The following is an 18,217-nucleotide window of genomic DNA, read 5'->3' as shown; positions in this document are numbered from 1 at the left end:
AGTATAGCAAATTAAGTAATTGATTTAAAATAGAAAGTACCTAGCACAACCTGTTGAATTCATAAATTGAACTAAATAGGCTTTCCTATACTTTTATATGAAATAGATTGAACTGCCCGCATGTTTTTTAGCTTCGTACATGGCCTCATCAGCTAATTGTATTAAGGTGTAGGCATCTTCATTATCATTTGCATATACTGAAACGCCAAAACTGGCTTCAACTGGTATTAACTCTTTCTTAATTTTGAAGGGCGAATTAAACTCTTTTAGAAGCTTATCTGCCATTATTTTTAGTGATGACTTATCTTCCACACCACTCATCACAACAAGAAATTCATCTCCACCCATTCGAGTGACAAGATCAGCTTCTCTGGTGCAGTGTTTTAATCTATTGGCTGTTCCTATTAAAACTTCATCACCAATAATATGACCATGTGTATCATTAATCATCTTAAAATTATCAAGGTCAATAAAAACAAAGGCTATTAACGTGTTTTTTGTTTTTGACTTTTGAAACAGCACCTCTAATTTGTCCTCAAGCGCTCTGCGATTAGGTAACTTGGTTAAAGGGTCTAAATTCGCTAATTCGAGTGCTTCTAATTCCTTTTGTTTTCTTCTGGAAATATCTCTCACAATGGCAAGGAAATAGTCTTTTTCATTAAATTCAGTCAGGCTTATGCTTGCTTCAACAGGCAGTTCTGTTCCATCTTTGCGTGTATGTGAAGACTCAGTGACAATGTTCTCTTTTAGCTTTACCCGTTGATATAACTCTTCCCATTTTCCTTTGATATTGAAACTCAAGTTAATGTCCGACACGGATAATTTAAGTAGCTCTTCCTTGCTATAACCTAACCGTTGATGCGCAAGTTGATTACAATTTAAAAAGTGCCCATATTCGGGGTCAACAACGTAAATTGCATCATTGGACTTATTCACCAAATGATTGAGCAGTACTTCAGCCGCATCTAATTTTTTTATGGATGTTAAGTCAACTAATTGCGAGATATATCTTCTTACTACATGGTCATTATCGACTTGCGCAACAATATTAAGTTGAGCAAAAACTGTATGCCCCAATTTATGTTTATATCGCTTCTCTTCCTGAACAGGCGTTCTAGGATCTTGAGCTAACTTTTTTCTTATCAGTTGATTGATATGAATATCATCACAATGAGTAATGATAACATCCTCTGAATATATCTCGTCATTTTCGTAGCCAAGCATTTTTTTCAGAGCTGGATTAACGTATTCAAGTTTACCGTCAGGAAAAGACAAAGCGATTGGAACAGGGGTGATTTCAAACAAACGATAAATGGATTTTTCTAGTTGTAGGTCATTTTCTTTCATTATAATTCACACAATATCTACTACGCTCATCCTAAGCAATTGAGTTTTATTTATTCCATAAATTATAGGCTATTTTTAACTTTGCTATGTAACTGACATAAAAATCTCATAAAATGTTACGTTTTTTGGTAGAAATACTCGTAAACGATAAGATATAAGATTCACTTTTTTGTCTATTAAACAACACCGCGACACTAAACTTTAGTCCCGGCTACTTTCCTAAATAAACAAATAAGAAACCTTATTATAAAGTTTACCTATGGATAAAAATTCTCTCTTTTAGGTGACATTACCCTCGAATAAGATGAGCTGAAAAGTTCTACAAAAACCCTACCATTAAATAGGGCAAAATTACGCTATCTAGTTGAATTTAAATATTCAATGTAAATGAGAATTACCATTACTCAGGAATTTTAAGACTTGTGCCGACTCTACAGGCTTACTAAACAGGTAGCCTTGGGCTGTATCACAGCCTAACTCTTTTAGTATGTTTAGCTGTTGCTTACTTTCTATGCCTTCAGCGGTAATAGTGTGGCCAAGGTTGTGCCCCATTTCGATCATAGAGCCCACTAATAGTTTAGTTTTATCATCGGAAACCATATCGTCTATAAAATGTTTGTCGATTTTAAGAAAATCAACATTTAGGTGCTTAAGGGATGCAAAAGAAGAATAGCCGATGCCAAAGTCGTCAATAGCCAGATATACCCCAAGTGTCTTTAAATGTCTAAATACAGTAAGGTTGTTTTGGTTCGTTTGAACTTCTCCTTCCGTGACTTCTAGTTCCAGCTCACTAGGGCTTACACTAGTTTCTTCAATTATACTTCTTATTAATGGCACCAAATCACTATCAAGAAAGTGGCTTGGTGAAATATTAATGGCCATTCTGACAGATGGAAGACCGGCTTTTTTCCAAGCCATTATTTCTTGGCAAGCTTTTTTTAGCACCCATTCCGTAAGCGGCTTTATCATGCCGATCTCTTCAGCCATACGAATAAAATCTACCGGTGCAACGTGCCCTAGAACTGGGTGATTCCAGCGACATAATGCTTCAACACTCACAACTTTTCCGCTTCTGATATCAATTTTTGGTTGATAAACCAAAGACAGTTGCTCTTTTTCAATCGCCTCTCTTAAATACTGTTCAACTTTAAAACGATACTCCGTTTTTAGCGTTAACTCTTTTTTATAAAATGCATATCTATTTTTACCAAAATCTTTTGCCGTATATAAAGCCGTATCCGCAGCTTTTAACAGAGTTTTTAGGTCCGAACCATCGTCAGGATAATAGGCAATACCAATGCTACAAGCAGGTGTAAATACTCTCCCGCATAGCTCTACCGTCTTTGAAATAAGCTCTAAGCAGCGTTGTGCAACGTAAGCGCCTCCATAATCTCCTTTTACATCACTAACGGCAATACAAAATTCATCGCCGCCAAGACGAGCAATATAATCAACCTCTCGGCAAGCTTTTTTCAAACGCTGGGCGACTTTTTTAAGTAGCAAATCTCCCACGTCATGGCCTAATGTATCATTCACGTCTTTAAAGTTATCTAGGTCGATATACAATAAGCCAAATTTATTATTATCTCGGGAAGATATTTTGATGAGTTCTTCTATATTAAGATAGAAGTGAGAGCGACTAGAAAGTTTGGTGAGTTTGTCTGTGTATGCTAAATCTCGAATGCGTTTTTGGTTTTGTTCGCGCTCCATAACAATACCCGCTAGTCTTGCGGCTGAAATAAGATCACGTAATTCTTCATCATTCGGTAATGCGGGGTAATCATAATACATACCGAAAGCTCCTAACACCTTTCCTGAGGAGCTCTTAATTGGTTCAGACCAACAGCTACGCATACCAAATGGCAATGCAACTTCTTTTAAGTTTTTCCATTTAGGATCAGTTTCAATATTTTCAACTAAAACTCGTTTTCCCGTGAATGTAGATGTCCCGCATGAACCAATATCAGGACCATACTCTAGACCATGAACTGCATCACAATACGCTTTAGGTAGACTAGGTGCGCCGCCGTGAAGCAATTTATTTCCAGATAACTCTAACATTGAGCAACGCATGCCAGGGTTGCGTTCTTCGTATAATAATGCAATTTCTTTATAGACTTCGGCTGCAGGATTTCCTTTGGCTATCATTTCGAGAACATTGGTATGTTTTTGATCAAATAACTCGGCTTTCTTTTGAGATGTTATATCGACATGCGTTCCAATTAAACGCACCACTTCACCACTAGATCCTCGCAACACCTTAAAACCACGGGAACGAACATGAATTTCATGACCGTTTTTATGGTGCATACGCATTTCTACCTCAAAACTGTCGGTCTCGTTGGATACATATTGATTAACTTGTTGTAAAACAGCTTCTTTATCATCATCATGAACTAATGCAGCCCATGTACTAAAACTGCCTTCAAGCTCATGTTCTTTATAACCCAACATACTTTTCCAGCGTGGTGAATAATAAACCTCGTCTGTGTTTAAATCCCAGTCCCACAAACCGTCGTTAGCGGTTCTCATCGCCAAAGCAAATCGCTCTTCACTGATAAAAAGTTGAACAGTACGATCTTCTTTTTTCTGCAGAGCCTCTGTGAGCTCAGAGCTTAGTTGCTCGATTTCTTTGAGCAATTGCTTCTTTTCACTACCTAATTTTGTCATAACCCCTCAATTAACAATCGTAATTGAAACCAGCCAACGAGCTTATTGAATATGCATAATCAGAATAACATTCACTATCATTCATAGTGTTGCAAGCTTAACTTTTCACTCAAATAGATGAATCATTGGCCTAAGTAAACCTGTCACCAATAGGAAGATTTTCTGCGCAAGAATACTATGTTAATTTTGTTTTCGAAGCATATAATGCAAAATCTATCTGGCTGAATTTTACTTCGTTTAACAGTAAGTGTAGTAGACAGACGCAAAGCTGGACATATTTAAGGCATTTAAAAGTATACATGACCTTCATTTTAGGGCTCTTCATGAAATTAAAAATTGCTCAATCTACTCATGCTTCAGCAGTAATAGCGCCGGAAAACGCAACGGAGACAAAGTAGCTGCAAATACACTTTGTCTTTTAATGTGTACTTGACCACGTTTATACATTAATCACGCTAATCCGATTTATTCTTTATGCCTGATCAAGGTGTGATAGGGAAAATTGTTTATACTCCATAACAAATCTTAATCAGTTATCGTTCGTAAAACTCATCAATACAAAGAGCACAACTGACAGAATTAACTCCTTATAATGTAGAGCTTTTATTTATGCGCTGGACATATTTTATTGTACTTCAATTGGCAATTATCGCAGCGGTAGTTGGGCTAGTTTATAAGCACCAAGATAACGCTGTAATTATCAAAACGCCCCCAAAGTCGTTAGCACAGTGGTACAAGCCAGCAAATAAACGTCATGTTTGGCTACACAACATGTTCAACCTTCGACGAGAAATGCAGGCCGTTGCATTTTACGCTGAGCAACAAGATGAAAAACATTTGCATTCTTGGGTAGGAAAACTGAATGAGCATTATTCGAAGATATCGACCATGGTACCGCAATGGCAAAACAAGCTTGATTTAGTTGCCATGAAGGATTTGAGTAATGCTAGCGCTGCACTTAATTATGTTGAAGTACTTCATCAGCTTGAACGTGTTCAGGAAAGTTGTGATAGTTGTCATAACGATTATCAAGCTATTACAGCATTAACCTACCGAGCTCCAAATTTTAAGCCTATTCAAGTAACTCAGGAACATAATTTCATCGACCATATGAACTTATTAACCCAGCAGGTTAATCAAGTTAAGATTGCCTCACAAGACGGTTTTACCGAATTGGCATTGCAATCAGTTGACGAGTTAAAGCTCAGCATGGTTGAATTGGGCCAAGTTTGTACGGATTGTCATAAAAAAGATCGTCGAGAATATCCAGACAAGATGATGAACAAAACATTGAATAGTTTAAAAACAGCAATTGGCTCAGGTACAGCTAAAGAACAAGGCCGTTACTTAGGCACTTTGGCGGTGCTAGCATGTGCGCGATGCCACGGCACCCATAGAATTGTACACGGCATAAAAGATAAGCTAAATGAAAGGCCTAGTTTTAGTGAATTGGTTAAGCACTGACCGGTTTTCTTAATTTGAGTGTAAGTTTTTAATGTTAAAGATGAGTCGATATTTTATACAAAATAACGATCATATTACCAAAAGCATCAGCTTTGATTATAATCCCTACCCCACCGTCAATTTAAAGCGAGCATATGAAAAAAACAATAGTATTAACTCTCATCACATCGGCAATATTAACTGGCTGTAATAGTGAAGAAAAACATCAAACTCAAGCCGCAATACCAGCAGAAAAAGTTAACACAACGGCAGATTTTACCGCAAGCTATAACAGCATCAATAAAGAACAATTAGCTCAGCACATTAAAGTGCTTGCTTCAGATGAATTTGAAGGCAGAGCACCATCAAGCAAAGGTGAACAGCTGACACTTGATTATTTAACCAAGCAGCTCACTGCTATTGGATTTAAACCGGGCAATGGCGACAGCTTTTTACAAGCCGTCCCTATGGTGTCTATTGAAGCATCACCTGAGATGAGTCTATCTATTGGCGATAAAGAGTACCAATATGGCCATGACATGGTGATGGGCTCAAGCCGTATTAGTGATTTTGAACAACTTAAAGATTCAGAGTTAGTGTTTGTTGGCTATGGTGTTAATGCCCCTGAATATAACTGGAATGACTATGAAGGGTTAGATGTCAAAGGAAAAACTGTGGTCATGTTAGTCAATGATCCTGGGTTTGCGACAAAAGATCCGGCAGTGTTTAATGGCGAAGCAATGACCTATTACGGCCGCTGGACTTATAAATATGAAGAAGCAAGCCGCCAAGGTGCAGAAGGTGCGATCATAGTTCATGAAACGGCGCCTGCATCTTATAACTGGTCAGTGGTAGAACATTCTTGGAGTGGTCCACAATTTGGTTTTGTGCGTGACGACTTAAATAAAGGCCGCGTAGCAGTTGAAGGTTGGGTTAACGTTGATGTAGCGAGTGAGATATTTGATAAAGCAGGTTTAAACTTTGAACAAGCTAAAACTCAAGCTGCTAAAGGCAGTTACCATGTTGATATGGGCGACTTGACTGCATCTGTTACCGTCAACAATACAGTGAAAGAGTCTGTATCTTATAACTTTATTGCAACCCTTCCTGGAAGAACCAAAGCAGATGAACATATTCTATACAGCGCACATTGGGATCACTTAGGTAAAGATACCAGTTTAGAAGGCGACCAAGTCTATAATGGTGCCGTTGATAATGCCTCAGGCACGGGCGCACTGATCGAAGTCGCTGAAGCATTTGCCAAATTACCCGTAACTCCAGAGCGCTCAATTACCATCATGGCTGTTACTGCTGAAGAGCAAGGCCTATTAGGGTCAAAATTTTACGCTGCTAACCCTATTATTCCAGCCGCTAAAACAGTGGCAAATATCAACATGGATGCGTTAGGCGTTAACGGCCGCAGTAGCGATGTATCTGTGTATGGTTTAGGTCAGTCAGAACTGGACAATTTCCTTACGGCTGCGGCTAAAAAGCAAGGTAGAACTATTGCCGGAGATCCTCGTCCTGCCGCTGGAATATATTACCGCTCAGATCATTTTGCTTTCGCTAACATTGGTATTCCTGCACTCTATGCAAAATCAGGTAAAACACCAGTAGACGAAGCTACCAAAGCTCTACGCGCCGAATTGAAAGAGACATTAGGCAAGTGTTATCACAATCTTTGTGATGAATATAGCGAGCAATGGGACTTGTCTGGCGCAGTGGAAGACATGCAAGCGTTTTTTGAAATTGGCTATGAATTGTCAAACGAAAATGTATGGCCACAATGGAGCAAAACATCAGAGTTTAAACGCTAGTACTTAGCAGCCAAACTAAACCATTGTTTTTGCTAAATGAACAATGGTTCAATAGAAAACAAAAAGGGTAATAACATATATGTTATTACCCTTTTTTAATCAATATGTTTTATAAAGCTGAGGCTGTTCATGATTATTTAGATTCGAGTAATTAATTGCCTTTTAGTGAGTTTCATTGTGACGTCGATATAAAGCAGGAAATAATAAAAAGTTAAACGCCCTTCATAAGCAAGTTCTGGTTACTTTTCTGTCATCAATTTGGAACGCTGTTAGCCCTTATTATCTCTGAACTACAACATAAAAATAGTACTAAGAGTAACAACTCATCAGTTAAAACCATAGGTTGTGAATGCCATTTACACGATAAAGGACGTCAATCATAAAGATCGCACCTCCAAACGCCAGAACATGTACACCAAAAATGAATGTATTCTGAAGGGTTTTATTCTTGTCGTTATTACCATCATAGAAAGCTGTCTCCTACATTAATGTTTGGATCACTTACATCGGCCAAAAAGTTAGTGGAAAAAGCACTATTGTACAGCTCCCCTTATATTGATATGCGAGGCGTTAAAGCGCTGCAATATCAAGGTGAAGAGACTGCTACTTCTGAACCCCTAGATAGGCACTGGTAGGTTTTACGTGTTTAGGTAAGGCTTTTAGTGACAGCAAAATAGGAAACTCAAGCAACATATCCACGAAAGAGATGAGGATACGTTATTTAATTGCTTCAAATCTCGGCTTTCAAATGAGGTTTGATATTGCCCAAGGATCCTAAAATACCGCATTTTACGTTTAAGTAGAAAGTGGCTGGTCAGTTCGTTAAAACCATTTCTACACTCCAATGTTTATCGTGTGATTTTTAATTACTACGCTATAAAACAGAAGAGAGGCTTTTTAGCTAAAATCGCCTATAAACAGTTAACGGTTATCCGCATTATTTATGCTAACAACATGCTAATCAAAAGCCCCGTCACGAGACGTTACTTTGAATAAACATAACTTCTTAGGCTGTAGAACTAGGTTAACGCCGTGACGATATTAACTTCGCCCTCCAGTGAGCGATGAACTGGACACTTATCTGCAATCGCAAGTAAACGACCACGCTCTTCTTCGCTGATATCGCCAGCAAACGTTATTTGGCGTTCAAATTGGTCTAACTTCCCATTAGCTTGCTCACATGAATCACATTCTTGAGCGTGTATTTTGTTATGAGTTACGTCCACTTGTACATGTTCTAGCGGGATACCTTTTCTTCTGGCATACATACGAATAGTCATTGATGTACATGCCCCAAGACCTGCACTAACTAACTGGTATGGTGTTGGACCGAGAAAGTCACCACCGTAACTAACCGGTTCATCTGCAACTATATGATGTCCTGCGGCGCTAATGTCTTGAAGAAAACTGTTTGCATCTGCCTCGCTCACACGCACCACGCCTTCGGGCGCATTCATTAACTTAGGGAGTAAATCCACTTTGATATAACGCTGTACCCATGCAGCGATCAAGTCTGATGCATATTCAGCATCCTTTACATTGGTTAAAAGATGGTCAGCATCATCTAAGGTAATAAAACTCTTAGGATGTTTTGCCATTTGAAAGATACTGGCTGCATTTTCGATACCCACTGTTTCATCTAGCGGCGCATGTAGTACCAATAGTGCTTTCTTTAACGAGCCAACCTTATCATTTAAGGAAACCTTTGAAATATCATCTAAAAACTGCTGTTTAATGGTAAAGCTTCTTCCACCTAGTGTAACCTCTGCCTGTCCTTGTGACTCAATGGTAGTTAGTTCACTAGAAAAGTTATGCGCAACATGCTGTGGGTCGGCTGGTGCACCAATAGAAATCACCGCTTTCGCTTCTGATATTTGACCCGCCGCAGCTAAAATAGCTGCGCCACCTAAAGAATGGCCAATCAATAATTGGGGCGCTTGATAGTTTTCTCTGAGGTATTTCACCGCCAATAATAAATCCTCGATATTAGAGCTAAAACTTGTATTAGCAAATTCACCTTCAGAATGGCCTAAACCAGTGAAATCGAACCTCAACACCGCAATGCCCAGAGATGCAAGACGTTGCGCAATTCTCCTTGCTGCCGGAATATCTTTAGAACAAGTAAAGCAATGAGCAAAAAGTGCGTATGCTGCTGGCTTACCAGCGGGTAAATCTAATCGTGCAGACAAGATGGAACCATCATGCCCTAAAAACTCTAGACGTTCTGTTTTCATAATTTCACTCTATCTTTATTTGCGCTCAAATAGTCTCGACTTAAGCTTCAATGTTTTTAGTTGATAATATTTTAGCTAATTTACCACTATCTAATGCAGCTTGAAGGTCATCATTACCACCTATGTGTACATCGCCAATAAAGATTTGTGGCACCGTGCTGCGTTTACTCCGGCTTTGCATTTCTATTGTTTTCTCATTGTCGAAAGTAATATCGTACTCTTGAAAAGCTACGTTTAATTTTTTTAGCGTCATTTTGGCCATTTTACAAAACGGGCAATATCCTTTGGTATAGATCTCTATTTTAGGCATAAATAATCTCCTCTTTGTGTTCATAATATGTAGTAAATTTTGGTAGTTTCTCGCCATGTAAAACGCTAACAAAGCACATCTAAAATCGTCGGTGCAACGCACTGTTTGTGTAAATCACTTAAAATTGGCTCGTACGCACCAGTATAGCTCCCGAAAAGCTCAAAACTTGTTGCCAATACGCCTACACCAAGAGCAGTAAAACATTGAAATAATAATGTGAATATAGAACACTGTTTTATGATTCTACGGTGTCAATATGAGGTGAACCTTTAGGACCTGCAATTGGGTAAACATCTGAAAGTAGAATACTGCGCCCATTCTCTGTTACTACTTTAGCATGATGCCTTTTTAGCTCACGTGGCTCTTTCACACCACATGAGTGTGCGATGGTACCTACTTCATAGACCATGTTTTTGATATACGAAGCGACACGAACTGATTTATCAGCGGGGTTTAAACCTTTTTGAAATTTCGCATCTTGTGTTGCTATGCCTGTAGGACAGGTATTTTTATTGCATTGCAACGCTTGTATACAACCTAACGAAAACATAAATCCTCGCGCAGAGGTGACAAAATCAGCGCCCATGGCAAGTGCCCAGGCAACATTTGACGGCGTGATTAACTTACCTGAACTTATTACTTTTATTCTGTTTCTCAGCTTATGCTCAATCAACTTATCAACAACAAAAGGTAAACTCTCTTTTAATGGTAAGCCCATATAATCCATCAAGCTTTGTGGTGCAGCACCTGTACCGCCATCAGCACTGTCAATGGTGATAAAGTCAGGTGCTGACGCTATCCCTCTTTCATTAATTTTACTAAACAGTGAGTCATAAAAATCTTGCCGCCCAACTACCGCTTTAAAGCCCACAGGTTTCCCCGTTACACGGCGCACTCTGCCAATCATATCTAAAAGCTCATCACTGCTAGATATATCTGTATGGCCATTTGGGCTAATGGAATCTTGACCAACTTTGATGCCACGTATTTTTGCTATTTCAGGCGTCACCTTAATACCAGGTAAAATTCCTCCTTTACCAGGTTTAGCGCCTTGACTCATTTTTATTTCGAACATTTTTACTTGCTCATGGGCCGCTATTTCTTTCAGTCGTTCTTCTGACAAATTACCATTTTCATCTCGAACGCCGTATTTCGCAGTGCCTATCTGAAAGACAATATCTGCGCCGCCTTCAAGATGATATGGAGATAGCCCTCCCTCCCCGGTATTCATCCATGCGCCGGACTCTTTCGCCCCTGCCGACAATGCAAGTACCGCTTGTTTTGAAATAGCCCCAAAGCTCATCCCTGAGACATTGAATAAGGAGTTTGTACGGTACGGCTTTTTGGAATATCCGTCACCAATAGTAATTGATTTGGGTAGGGCCGCATCTTCAGTTAACGTTGGAAAAGGACAGCTTAGAAACATCACTTCTCCAGAGTGAGCAAGCGAACGTGTTGAACCAAAGGCAATAGTTGAATCTACATTTTTTGCTGCCCGATACACCCAAGATCGCTCGGCACGATTGAACGGCATTTCCTCTCTGTCCATCGAAAAAAAGTACTGGCGAAAAAACTCCCCCATGTGTTCGAAAGAATATCGAAATCGGCCAATAACCGGAAAGTTTCTACGTATGGTTTGTTTAGTTTGCGTGACATCACTGATATATAAAAAGAGTACATAAAGTACACCTATTCCTATCACACCGATAAAAGCAGTTGCTGCCCAAATTAAAATGGTAAGTACTAGTGAATCAAACATATTTATTGTCCCCTAAACATTCGGTAGTAAGTCGAACAAGCTTTCCACATTGTTTTGCCTTTTACCGTACGGAAAAATATCAATTGGACTTGTTCAACTCCGACTAACGAGTTCATCTAATATAACAACTACGCGTCTTTAAGAGTGTGGCTGCTTGCCGCTTTAACATTGAATACTCGTCCTTCCACAATTCGGTCCAAGGCCAAACGTCCACCACTGAAAATGACCACCTGCAACAACAATGTTCCCCACAAAACGTGTTCAGAATACGCGGCTGGTGCAATATCTTCTAAACTGATCACCGCGACAATATTGACAATAAACAGACCCAAAGCAGAGAAACGACTGGCCAATCCAGCCATGAGTAGCAATGGCAGTATGATTTCGGCAGCTGTGCCTAAATAAGCCGCTAATTCAAACGGTAAAACTGGCACTTGATATTCATACTCAAATAGCATCAATGTGCTATCCCAGTCCCTTAATTTTGTTAGTCCAGAAGCGAAAAACGCCCAACCAACATAAAAACGTGCTGCTAACAAAGCGACTGGTTCTAACAGGCTAATGTTGCTAGCGAGTGAGGTATACAGTCGACTGACAGCTATCAGGCGTTGTTTTAAGGTATTCATAATTGATTCTCTTGAATGTAGTTAATTAAATTTCGTTGAATGATTTTTAGTAACCATCTAATAAAAGAAAAAATGGCTATCTCTATTTTCGGCATTAAATGCCTTATTGCTTACCAAAATAATTAGCCTTCTAGGCTTTAGCCGCTGAGTTGTATAATTCCTTGGCTTCTTTTTTTGATAACCCGCCAAGTGTTGAACAAGTACCTTTTTCAACTAATTTCCACTCACCTTTGTCATTATCAACTTTTGATTGCCCAGCACATGAGTGGGTGCCAGCTAAATTCGCACAATCATTCTGAGCAGCTTTAGCTACGCCATAACATTTTTCTTTCTTACCGCCGGCTTCAGCAGGTGCTATAACCCCAGCAGAAACAACGGCTGCCAGTGCTGCGCTAAGTATTAATTTATTGTTCATAATAAGTCCTCTATTTGCGTAAAGTGAGCAACTAGGTATGTTGCTCTAACCATTGCATTAATTGCTGTGGCGGTAACCCGCCAACACGCTGGTCAATAATTTCATTATTTTTCACTAACATCATTGTTGGTACACTGCGTATACCATAATCAGCTGCGACTGTTGGCGAGCTATCAACATCAACTTTGATACTGTTGAGCCGATCACTCATTAATTTAGATATACCGTCAACTATCGGTGACATTGATTTACAAGGGCCACACCACGATGCAGTAAAATAAAGTAATGTGCATGCGTGTTGTGATAACGAGTCATCAATAGCGTTAGCAGATGTTAGTTGTTCCATAATAAAATCCTCACTTAATACAGGTAACTGTTACTCGTAGACTTTCTCTATTTGTTCTACAGTTAATCCTTTAATGCCACCCCAGTTCTCTTGTGCAGTTTCAATGTAACCAGGAATATCCGTTGACCATTTCTTTTGTACATCTTTGTTTAAGTTAAGATATAACTTGTCGCCGCGGATATGCCAAGCCGTTGGATCAGTATCAAATTTTCTATTCATGGTGACACCAAAAGCACAGTATCCACCGTATTGCGGAGCGTACTTACTTGGCTCAGTCTGAAATAAATCACGATTTTCAGCACTTGAAAATTGGTAGATAGCGCCATTGTAAGCCGCTGTAAATTTGTTAGACCCTTTAGTAGGTGCCCCTTTAGTGAAATAGGAAACGGTGTCATAACCTTTTAATGCCAAGTCATTACCATTGGCATTAACTTCAATGTTGGCGGCAAAAGTTAAGCTGCTTACTAACAGTGCAGAGGTCGCAAATGTAGTTCTAATAATCGTTGAAAGTGTCATTCTTTCTCTCCAGTATCTAATATTCAAAATTTAATAATTAATAAGGATGTTTTCCTTGGTTGGTAATATAGGGCTTTCAATTGAGCAAAAGGAATGACATAGTCCTAACTTTGACCCCATTCGTCCAAATCGATACTAAACGAGGAAAAAATGGATCAACTTTCAATTATTTTGCAGCGCTTTTCGATGAACACAGAAGTGTTCTTTACTGGTAATTTATGTGGCATCAGTAATTTCAACCGAGAACCTAATCAAGGTCACTTACATTTATTGCGTAGTGGTGAATTAACCATTATTGATGAAAAAGGAACATCACAATTAATCGATGAACCAACGGTTCTGTTTTTTCCAACACCTCATGCCCATCGTATTGTAGGCAATGAAGAGAACCCGCCAGAATTGGTGTGCGCTAATATCATTTATAATGAAAGTACCTCAAACCCAATCGCCAATGCATTACCGGCAATTTTGAGTTTCAAGCTCAATGACTATCCCAAGCTCAAGCAAAACGCATTATGTTTATTTGAAGAAGCTTTTCATGATCGAAGCGGACGAATACAAATGATTAACTTGCTTTCCACTATGTTTCTTATTCATGTACTACGTCATGTGCTTGATAACAATATGATGAAGATCGGCTTACTTGCGGGTTTAGCGCACCCCCAAATTTCTAAAGTCTTACTCGACATTCATAACGCGCCTGAGCGTCAATGGAAGCTAGAAACAATGGCGGAACTGGCATTAATGTCACGATCTAAGTTTGCAGATCTTTTTAAAAAAATTGTTGGCCAAAGCCCTGGCGATTATGTGACTGATTGGCGCATAATTGTGGCAAAGGGGCTACTGCAACAAAAGAAACCTGTAGCACTAGTTGCTAATGCCGTTGGTTATGAAAATGGCTCAGCCCTAGCGCGAGTGTTTAGGAAGAGACTGGGCATGTCACCCAAAGAGTGGCTTGAAAAATCACAGTAGCATTTTCTCTCATACATAAAAAGAAATGTAATTTCATACTTGAAACGGCATTGGTTTAGATCAGAGAAAATAACTATATGCTCAAGCACTTGACCGATGTCAAAGGGGTGATGGTAATCTAGCTATCTTCTTAGATTTTGAATCTAACTTAATGGAATAAAAGGGGTCGGTGACATATGCGTCTTATTTTCATTTATCGTCACTCCTTTGCTTTCCTCGGTCGACCTCTTTTGTCAAAGCCTATGCTTCGACCAAGTGCCAATTCTATTTCATCTTTAAATCGATTATCACCAAACGGCATATTAAATTCTGCAGCATGACTAATAGAGTTTACTATTAACAGTTCAAGCTCTCATAAAAATAGTGAATGATAATGTGCTTCCACACTCTGCATATCCTTACCTAGTGCTAGATAGCATGGGTGAGGACTTAATAACTTTCTTGGCTTTAAACCGACTTTTACATGATAACTTGACCAGAGGTAATCTTGCGGATGGTTTACCATATTTGCTCTTACAGGATTCAGCTCTATATATCGCATACAGGCTATAAAATAGCTATCTGCTTGAACTAAACTCGCTTTAAAACGACCTTCAAATAATGTTCCTGAGCGACATAGCGCTTTATTGATATATTAAACATACCGCCGACCAACAGATTGCATTACGGCTGAGATGCCATTGGCATCATTTGGTGTCATCAGCAAATGTATATGATTTGTCATTAATACATAAGCATGCAAATCAACATTATATTTTTTACAGGAATGAGCTAAACACTCTAAATAGAAAAGGTTATTTTCTGTTTAGAAAAAACAAGTTGAGCGGTTATTGCCTCGCTGAATTACATGACGAAGCACGCCCGCGCTAAACACCCTTGGCTTTCTAGGCATATCGAATCCTTTCGATAATTTAGTTATTTGTTAACTCTAGTTAAATCAATTTATTATTCAAATGAGAATAATAATCATGTGTCACCGACCCTTTTACTTATTAGTTTTTGATGTAGAGCACAAGATAGCCTTAGAAAAAAGATTATGGTCGAATAACCAACAAAAATCTGCTAAATATGCTATTGTGTTGCATCTCCCTGCCGCTTAGTAGGGACCTCTTTTTCTTTCCGAACTTGCATCTCGGCACTCTTTAGTCGCCCTTCTAAGCCTACAACAAGGCTTTAGTATGTTTACATCCCCCTCTAAATTAAAAAACATTTTACGACTTAATAGCATCAATGATGCTGACATTAATAACGACTTGATATTTCTTAAGCCCCGGGCTTCACTTTTCCACACAGCCCTACCTGATCTCCCAACGGCAGTCGTATATTGCGAAGGTAATTTTGGTAAAATTGACGGAAAAACCGCGAATGGTTTGGTAAGACATTCACAAAAATATCGTATTTTATCTGTCATAGACAGTGAATCTGCTAATTTAGACTCAGGTGAAATGCTTGATCAAAAAACTAATGGCATACCTATCGTTGCTAATATCGAAGAAGCTATAGTTCGTGAAGGAATCGCCCCCGATTACTTCATTTTTGGAATAGCTCCATCAAGTGGATTGTTATCTAACATTGAAAAGAATGTCATTTTAAATGCAATGTCACTGAAAATGCACATTGTCAATGGATTACATGAGTTTCTAACAGACGACCCTATATTTTTAGATGCTAGCCTAAAGCATAATGTTCAAATATTAGATATTCGCAAGCCTAAAAATAAAGAAAACCTTCAAACGTTTAGTGGAAAAATTCACAATGTAAAGTGCCCAAGAATTGCAGTGATGGGAACGGATTGTGCGTTAGGGAAACGCACAACTGCGACAATGTTAGCCGATGAGTTAACAACAAAAGGCCTTAAGGTGGTCATGATTGCCACAGGTCAAACAGGTATTATGCAAGGGGCATCATACTGCGTTGCACTTGACGCGGTTCCTTCTCAATTTTGCGCAGGTGAGTTGGAGTCTGTGATTGTCAAAGCATATGAGGCAGAAACCCCAGATATTATCATTATTGAAGGACAAGGCGCTTTAAGCCATCCTGCATTTTCTACTAGCTCATTTATCTTACGTGGCAGTTGCCCAACAAGTGTTATTTTACAACATGCTCCTAAACGAATACACCGTACTGACTTTCCTAATATGCCAATGCCTTCAGTTGCCTCAGAAATAAGTCTAATCGAGACATTTTCTGATACGACTGTTATTGGGCTAACCCTTAACCACGAAGGAATGTCTTTAGATGATATTTTCACTGCGATGGTCGGTTACTCTACTGAATTAGGCATACCTGTTACTGATCCATTATCTCAACCTATAGAGCAACTTATTGACATGGTACAGTCAGTCTATCCCCACATAGCTAGTAAACTGGCTGAAAAAAGATGAAGTATCCGAGACTAGATGTCGACTGTTCTAAAATACACCACAATGCACAATTACTAATTGCTAAATTTGCTTTAAAAAAGATATCAGTTACTCCGGTAACGAAAGTTTTTTTAGGCCATCCCATTATCGCTCAAGTTCTTATCGATGCTGGCGCTAACATGATTGCGGACTCAAGACTCGAAAATATCCAAAGAATTACACAAACGGGTATTCTTGTACCTAAAATGCTGATTCGTACCCCTATGCTCAGTCAAATTTCCAGTGTTGTGAGGTGTTGTGATATTAGTCTGAATACTGAAACTCATGTTATTCGGGCGCTTTCTAATGCGGCAAAGCACTTAAATGTCACCCATGGAATTATTATCATGGTCGAGCTAGGCGACTTAAGAGAAGGCATCATGCCGGATATTGTCATTGACTTCATCCATAATATCATAGCCTTACCGAATATAATCATAAGAGGAATTGGCACAAACCTAGCCTGTCGATATGGCATTGCTACTGACAATGAAAAGATGGCGCTTCTTTCAGACTTAGCCGATGAAATAGAAACTAAATTTGGACTAAATCTAGATATTATCTCAGGGGGCAATACCGCTTCAATAAATTGGGCACTTAACTATACAGGTTCAACTCGAGTGAACAATCTTCGTATTGGGGAAGCTATTTTTTTAGGTTTCGACTCCTTATCACAAAAAAAAATAGAAAGGCTATATACCGATGCAATAACTTTGACAGCTGAAGTTATCGAATCCAAAACAAAACCTTCTTTTCCCTGGGGAGATAGAGGTTCAAATGCTTTTGGAGAAAAGGTATGTATTTCAGACAGAGGGTTGGTATCGCAAATCATTGTTGCATTAGGTCGCCAAGATGTCTGCGTAACAGGGCTTAGCGCTCCAGATGGAATGACAATTATGTCATCAACCAGTGATCATTTGATCATTGAAACCACAGGACGTCCATTGTTAGTTGGTCAAACAGTAAAATTCAATGTAGATTACAGTGCACTTTTATCTTGTATGTCATCTAGTTTTGTTCATAAGTTTTTTAATGCATACAGTACGATAAAAACTATAAATAATGATGCTAATCATAAAAGTAAAGTTAACTATACTGCTCATCAGAATCAGTTGCATTAAATGTAATTATTCCATAGTAAGACAACAAGTTGTTATACATTGATATAAGAATTATCATGATACTGAAGTTATGAAAGTCATTATTTATGCTCAACAAAAGTACTTTAATTACCTTAGGTAATTCGTACTTAAAGAAGCAAAAGGCGAGTCTAGTAAGCATAATTGTGATTTAACTATCTAAAATTAATACACCAACAGCTTTTCATTTGGATAAAAATACTTTAAAAATAAAACATACT

General features: G+C 38.7%; 15 protein-coding genes and 1 pseudogene. 6 read left to right on the top strand and 10 right to left on the bottom strand.

Going from position 1 to position 18,217, the window contains the following annotated elements:
* Positions 1 to 93 precede the first annotated feature (93 nt).
* Both QUE03_RS05000 and QUE03_RS04995 read right to left on the bottom strand, forming a co-directional pair.
* Complete coding sequence (locus QUE03_RS05000; protein WP_286265734.1) at positions 94 to 1,347, bottom strand: sensor domain-containing protein; 1,254 nt, start codon at positions 1,345 to 1,347, stop codon at positions 94 to 96.
* Between the two features lie 378 nt (positions 1,348 to 1,725).
* On the bottom strand, positions 1,726 to 4,017 hold the full coding sequence (locus QUE03_RS04995) for a bifunctional diguanylate cyclase/phosphodiesterase (RefSeq protein WP_286265732.1): 2,292 nt from the start codon (positions 4,015 to 4,017) through the stop codon (positions 1,726 to 1,728).
* A 609-nt stretch (positions 4,018 to 4,626) separates the two neighbouring features.
* Between QUE03_RS04995 and QUE03_RS04990 the strand changes: the two genes are divergently transcribed.
* The 3 genes from QUE03_RS04990 (at position 4,627) to QUE03_RS04980 (ending at position 7,912) form a co-directional block, all read left to right on the top strand.
* Positions 4,627 to 5,481 carry a hypothetical protein gene (locus tag QUE03_RS04990; RefSeq protein ID WP_286265730.1) on the top strand — a complete coding sequence of 285 codons (855 nt, stop codon included), beginning with the start codon at positions 4,627 to 4,629 and terminating at the stop codon, positions 5,479 to 5,481.
* A gap of 134 nt (positions 5,482 to 5,615) precedes the next feature.
* A complete protein-coding gene (locus QUE03_RS04985; protein ID WP_286265728.1) occupies positions 5,616 to 7,277 on the top strand; it encodes a M28 family metallopeptidase in 1,662 nt (553 codons plus the stop codon).
* 488 nt (positions 7,278 to 7,765) lie between these two features.
* Positions 7,766 to 7,912, top strand: coding sequence for a hypothetical protein (locus QUE03_RS04980; RefSeq protein WP_286265725.1), 147 nt, complete (start codon positions 7,766 to 7,768; stop codon positions 7,910 to 7,912).
* 384 nt (positions 7,913 to 8,296) lie between these two features.
* Here QUE03_RS04980 and QUE03_RS04975 read toward each other — a convergent pair whose 3' ends face one another.
* The 7 genes from QUE03_RS04975 to QUE03_RS04945 form a co-directional block, all read right to left on the bottom strand.
* Positions 8,297 to 9,511, bottom strand: a complete 1,215-nt coding sequence (locus QUE03_RS04975; protein ID WP_286265724.1) for a bifunctional alpha/beta hydrolase/OsmC family protein — start codon at positions 9,509 to 9,511, stop codon at positions 8,297 to 8,299.
* A 40-nt stretch (positions 9,512 to 9,551) separates the two neighbouring features.
* A complete protein-coding gene (gene grxC / locus QUE03_RS04970; RefSeq protein ID WP_286265722.1) occupies positions 9,552 to 9,821 on the bottom strand; it encodes a glutaredoxin 3 in 270 nt (89 codons plus the stop codon).
* Positions 9,822 to 10,056: 235 nt separating this feature from the next.
* Complete coding sequence (locus tag QUE03_RS04965) at positions 10,057 to 11,580, bottom strand: FMN-binding glutamate synthase family protein (RefSeq protein WP_286265720.1); 1,524 nt, start codon at positions 11,578 to 11,580, stop codon at positions 10,057 to 10,059.
* 128 nt (positions 11,581 to 11,708) lie between these two features.
* Positions 11,709 to 12,206, bottom strand: coding sequence for a DoxX family protein (locus tag QUE03_RS04960; RefSeq protein WP_286265718.1), 498 nt, complete (start codon positions 12,204 to 12,206; stop codon positions 11,709 to 11,711).
* 130 nt (positions 12,207 to 12,336) lie between these two features.
* Positions 12,337 to 12,621: a BufA1 family periplasmic bufferin-type metallophore gene (locus QUE03_RS04955; RefSeq protein WP_286265715.1), complete on the bottom strand. Its 285-nt coding sequence runs from the start codon at positions 12,619 to 12,621 to the stop codon at positions 12,337 to 12,339.
* A gap of 31 nt (positions 12,622 to 12,652) precedes the next feature.
* The gene (locus tag QUE03_RS04950; protein WP_286265713.1) at positions 12,653 to 12,967 is read right to left on the bottom strand and encodes a thioredoxin family protein; all 315 of its coding nucleotides are present in this window, start codon (positions 12,965 to 12,967) and stop codon (positions 12,653 to 12,655) included.
* A gap of 30 nt (positions 12,968 to 12,997) precedes the next feature.
* A complete protein-coding gene (locus QUE03_RS04945; RefSeq protein ID WP_286265711.1) occupies positions 12,998 to 13,483 on the bottom strand; it encodes a YHS domain-containing (seleno)protein in 486 nt (161 codons plus the stop codon).
* A gap of 150 nt (positions 13,484 to 13,633) precedes the next feature.
* Here QUE03_RS04945 and QUE03_RS04940 point away from each other — a divergent pair, with 150 nt between their 5' ends.
* Entirely contained in the window at positions 13,634 to 14,455 is an 822-nt protein-coding gene (locus tag QUE03_RS04940; RefSeq protein ID WP_286265710.1) for an AraC family transcriptional regulator, read from the top strand.
* Positions 14,456 to 15,089: 634 nt separating this feature from the next.
* Here the strand turns inward: QUE03_RS04940 and QUE03_RS19630 are convergent.
* Positions 15,090 to 15,230: pseudogene (locus tag QUE03_RS19630) on the bottom strand (transposase); the annotation flags it as partial.
* Positions 15,231 to 15,633: 403 nt separating this feature from the next.
* Between QUE03_RS19630 and QUE03_RS04935 the strand changes: the two are divergent.
* Together QUE03_RS04935 and QUE03_RS04930 are read left to right on the top strand one after the other, a co-directional pair.
* Positions 15,634 to 16,839: an N-acetyltransferase DgcN family protein gene (locus QUE03_RS04935; protein WP_286265708.1), complete on the top strand. Its 1,206-nt coding sequence runs from the start codon at positions 15,634 to 15,636 to the stop codon at positions 16,837 to 16,839.
* Positions 16,836 to 17,978 (top strand): alanine/ornithine racemase family PLP-dependent enzyme, encoded by a 1,143-nt coding sequence (locus QUE03_RS04930; RefSeq protein ID WP_286265706.1) that lies wholly within the window; start codon positions 16,836 to 16,838, stop codon positions 17,976 to 17,978. The genes QUE03_RS04935 and QUE03_RS04930 overlap by 4 nt, the downstream gene beginning before the upstream one ends.
* The last annotated feature ends 239 nt before the right edge of the window (positions 17,979 to 18,217 follow it).

It is taken from the genome of Thalassotalea atypica (assembly GCF_030295975.1).
GTDB classification, from domain to species: Bacteria; Pseudomonadota; Gammaproteobacteria; order Enterobacterales; family Alteromonadaceae; genus Thalassotalea_F; species Thalassotalea_F atypica.
Note: the sequence above shows the minus strand (reverse complement) of the source record. Positions and strands in the feature narration are given on the sequence as shown.

Excerpts from the sequence above, each read along its gene's own strand:
- QUE03_RS04980 (WP_286265725.1), top strand. The coding sequence starts at position 7,766 with ATGTTTGGATCACTTACATCGGCCAAAAAGTTAGTGGAAAAAGCACTA.
- QUE03_RS04995 (WP_286265732.1), bottom strand. The coding sequence starts at position 4,017 with ATGACAAAATTAGGTAGTGAAAAGAAGCAATTGCTCAAAGAAATCGAG.
- QUE03_RS05000 (WP_286265734.1), bottom strand. The coding sequence starts at position 1,347 with ATGAAAGAAAATGACCTACAACTAGAAAAATCCATTTATCGTTTGTTT.
- grxC (WP_286265722.1), bottom strand. The coding sequence starts at position 9,821 with ATGCCTAAAATAGAGATCTATACCAAAGGATATTGCCCGTTTTGTAAA.
- QUE03_RS04955 (WP_286265715.1), bottom strand. The coding sequence starts at position 12,621 with ATGAACAATAAATTAATACTTAGCGCAGCACTGGCAGCCGTTGTTTCT.
- QUE03_RS04935 (WP_286265708.1), top strand. The coding sequence starts at position 15,634 with ATGTTTACATCCCCCTCTAAATTAAAAAACATTTTACGACTTAATAGC.
- QUE03_RS04960 (WP_286265718.1), bottom strand. The coding sequence starts at position 12,206 with ATGAATACCTTAAAACAACGCCTGATAGCTGTCAGTCGACTGTATACC.
- QUE03_RS04945 (WP_286265711.1), bottom strand. The coding sequence starts at position 13,483 with ATGACACTTTCAACGATTATTAGAACTACATTTGCGACCTCTGCACTG.
- QUE03_RS04975 (WP_286265724.1), bottom strand. The coding sequence starts at position 9,511 with ATGAAAACAGAACGTCTAGAGTTTTTAGGGCATGATGGTTCCATCTTG.
- QUE03_RS04950 (WP_286265713.1), bottom strand. The coding sequence starts at position 12,967 with ATGGAACAACTAACATCTGCTAACGCTATTGATGACTCGTTATCACAA.
- QUE03_RS04965 (WP_286265720.1), bottom strand. The coding sequence starts at position 11,580 with ATGTTTGATTCACTAGTACTTACCATTTTAATTTGGGCAGCAACTGCT.
- QUE03_RS04985 (WP_286265728.1), top strand. The coding sequence starts at position 5,616 with ATGAAAAAAACAATAGTATTAACTCTCATCACATCGGCAATATTAACT.
- QUE03_RS04940 (WP_286265710.1), top strand. The coding sequence starts at position 13,634 with ATGGATCAACTTTCAATTATTTTGCAGCGCTTTTCGATGAACACAGAA.
- QUE03_RS04990 (WP_286265730.1), top strand. The coding sequence starts at position 4,627 with ATGCGCTGGACATATTTTATTGTACTTCAATTGGCAATTATCGCAGCG.
- QUE03_RS04930 (WP_286265706.1), top strand. The coding sequence starts at position 16,836 with ATGAAGTATCCGAGACTAGATGTCGACTGTTCTAAAATACACCACAAT.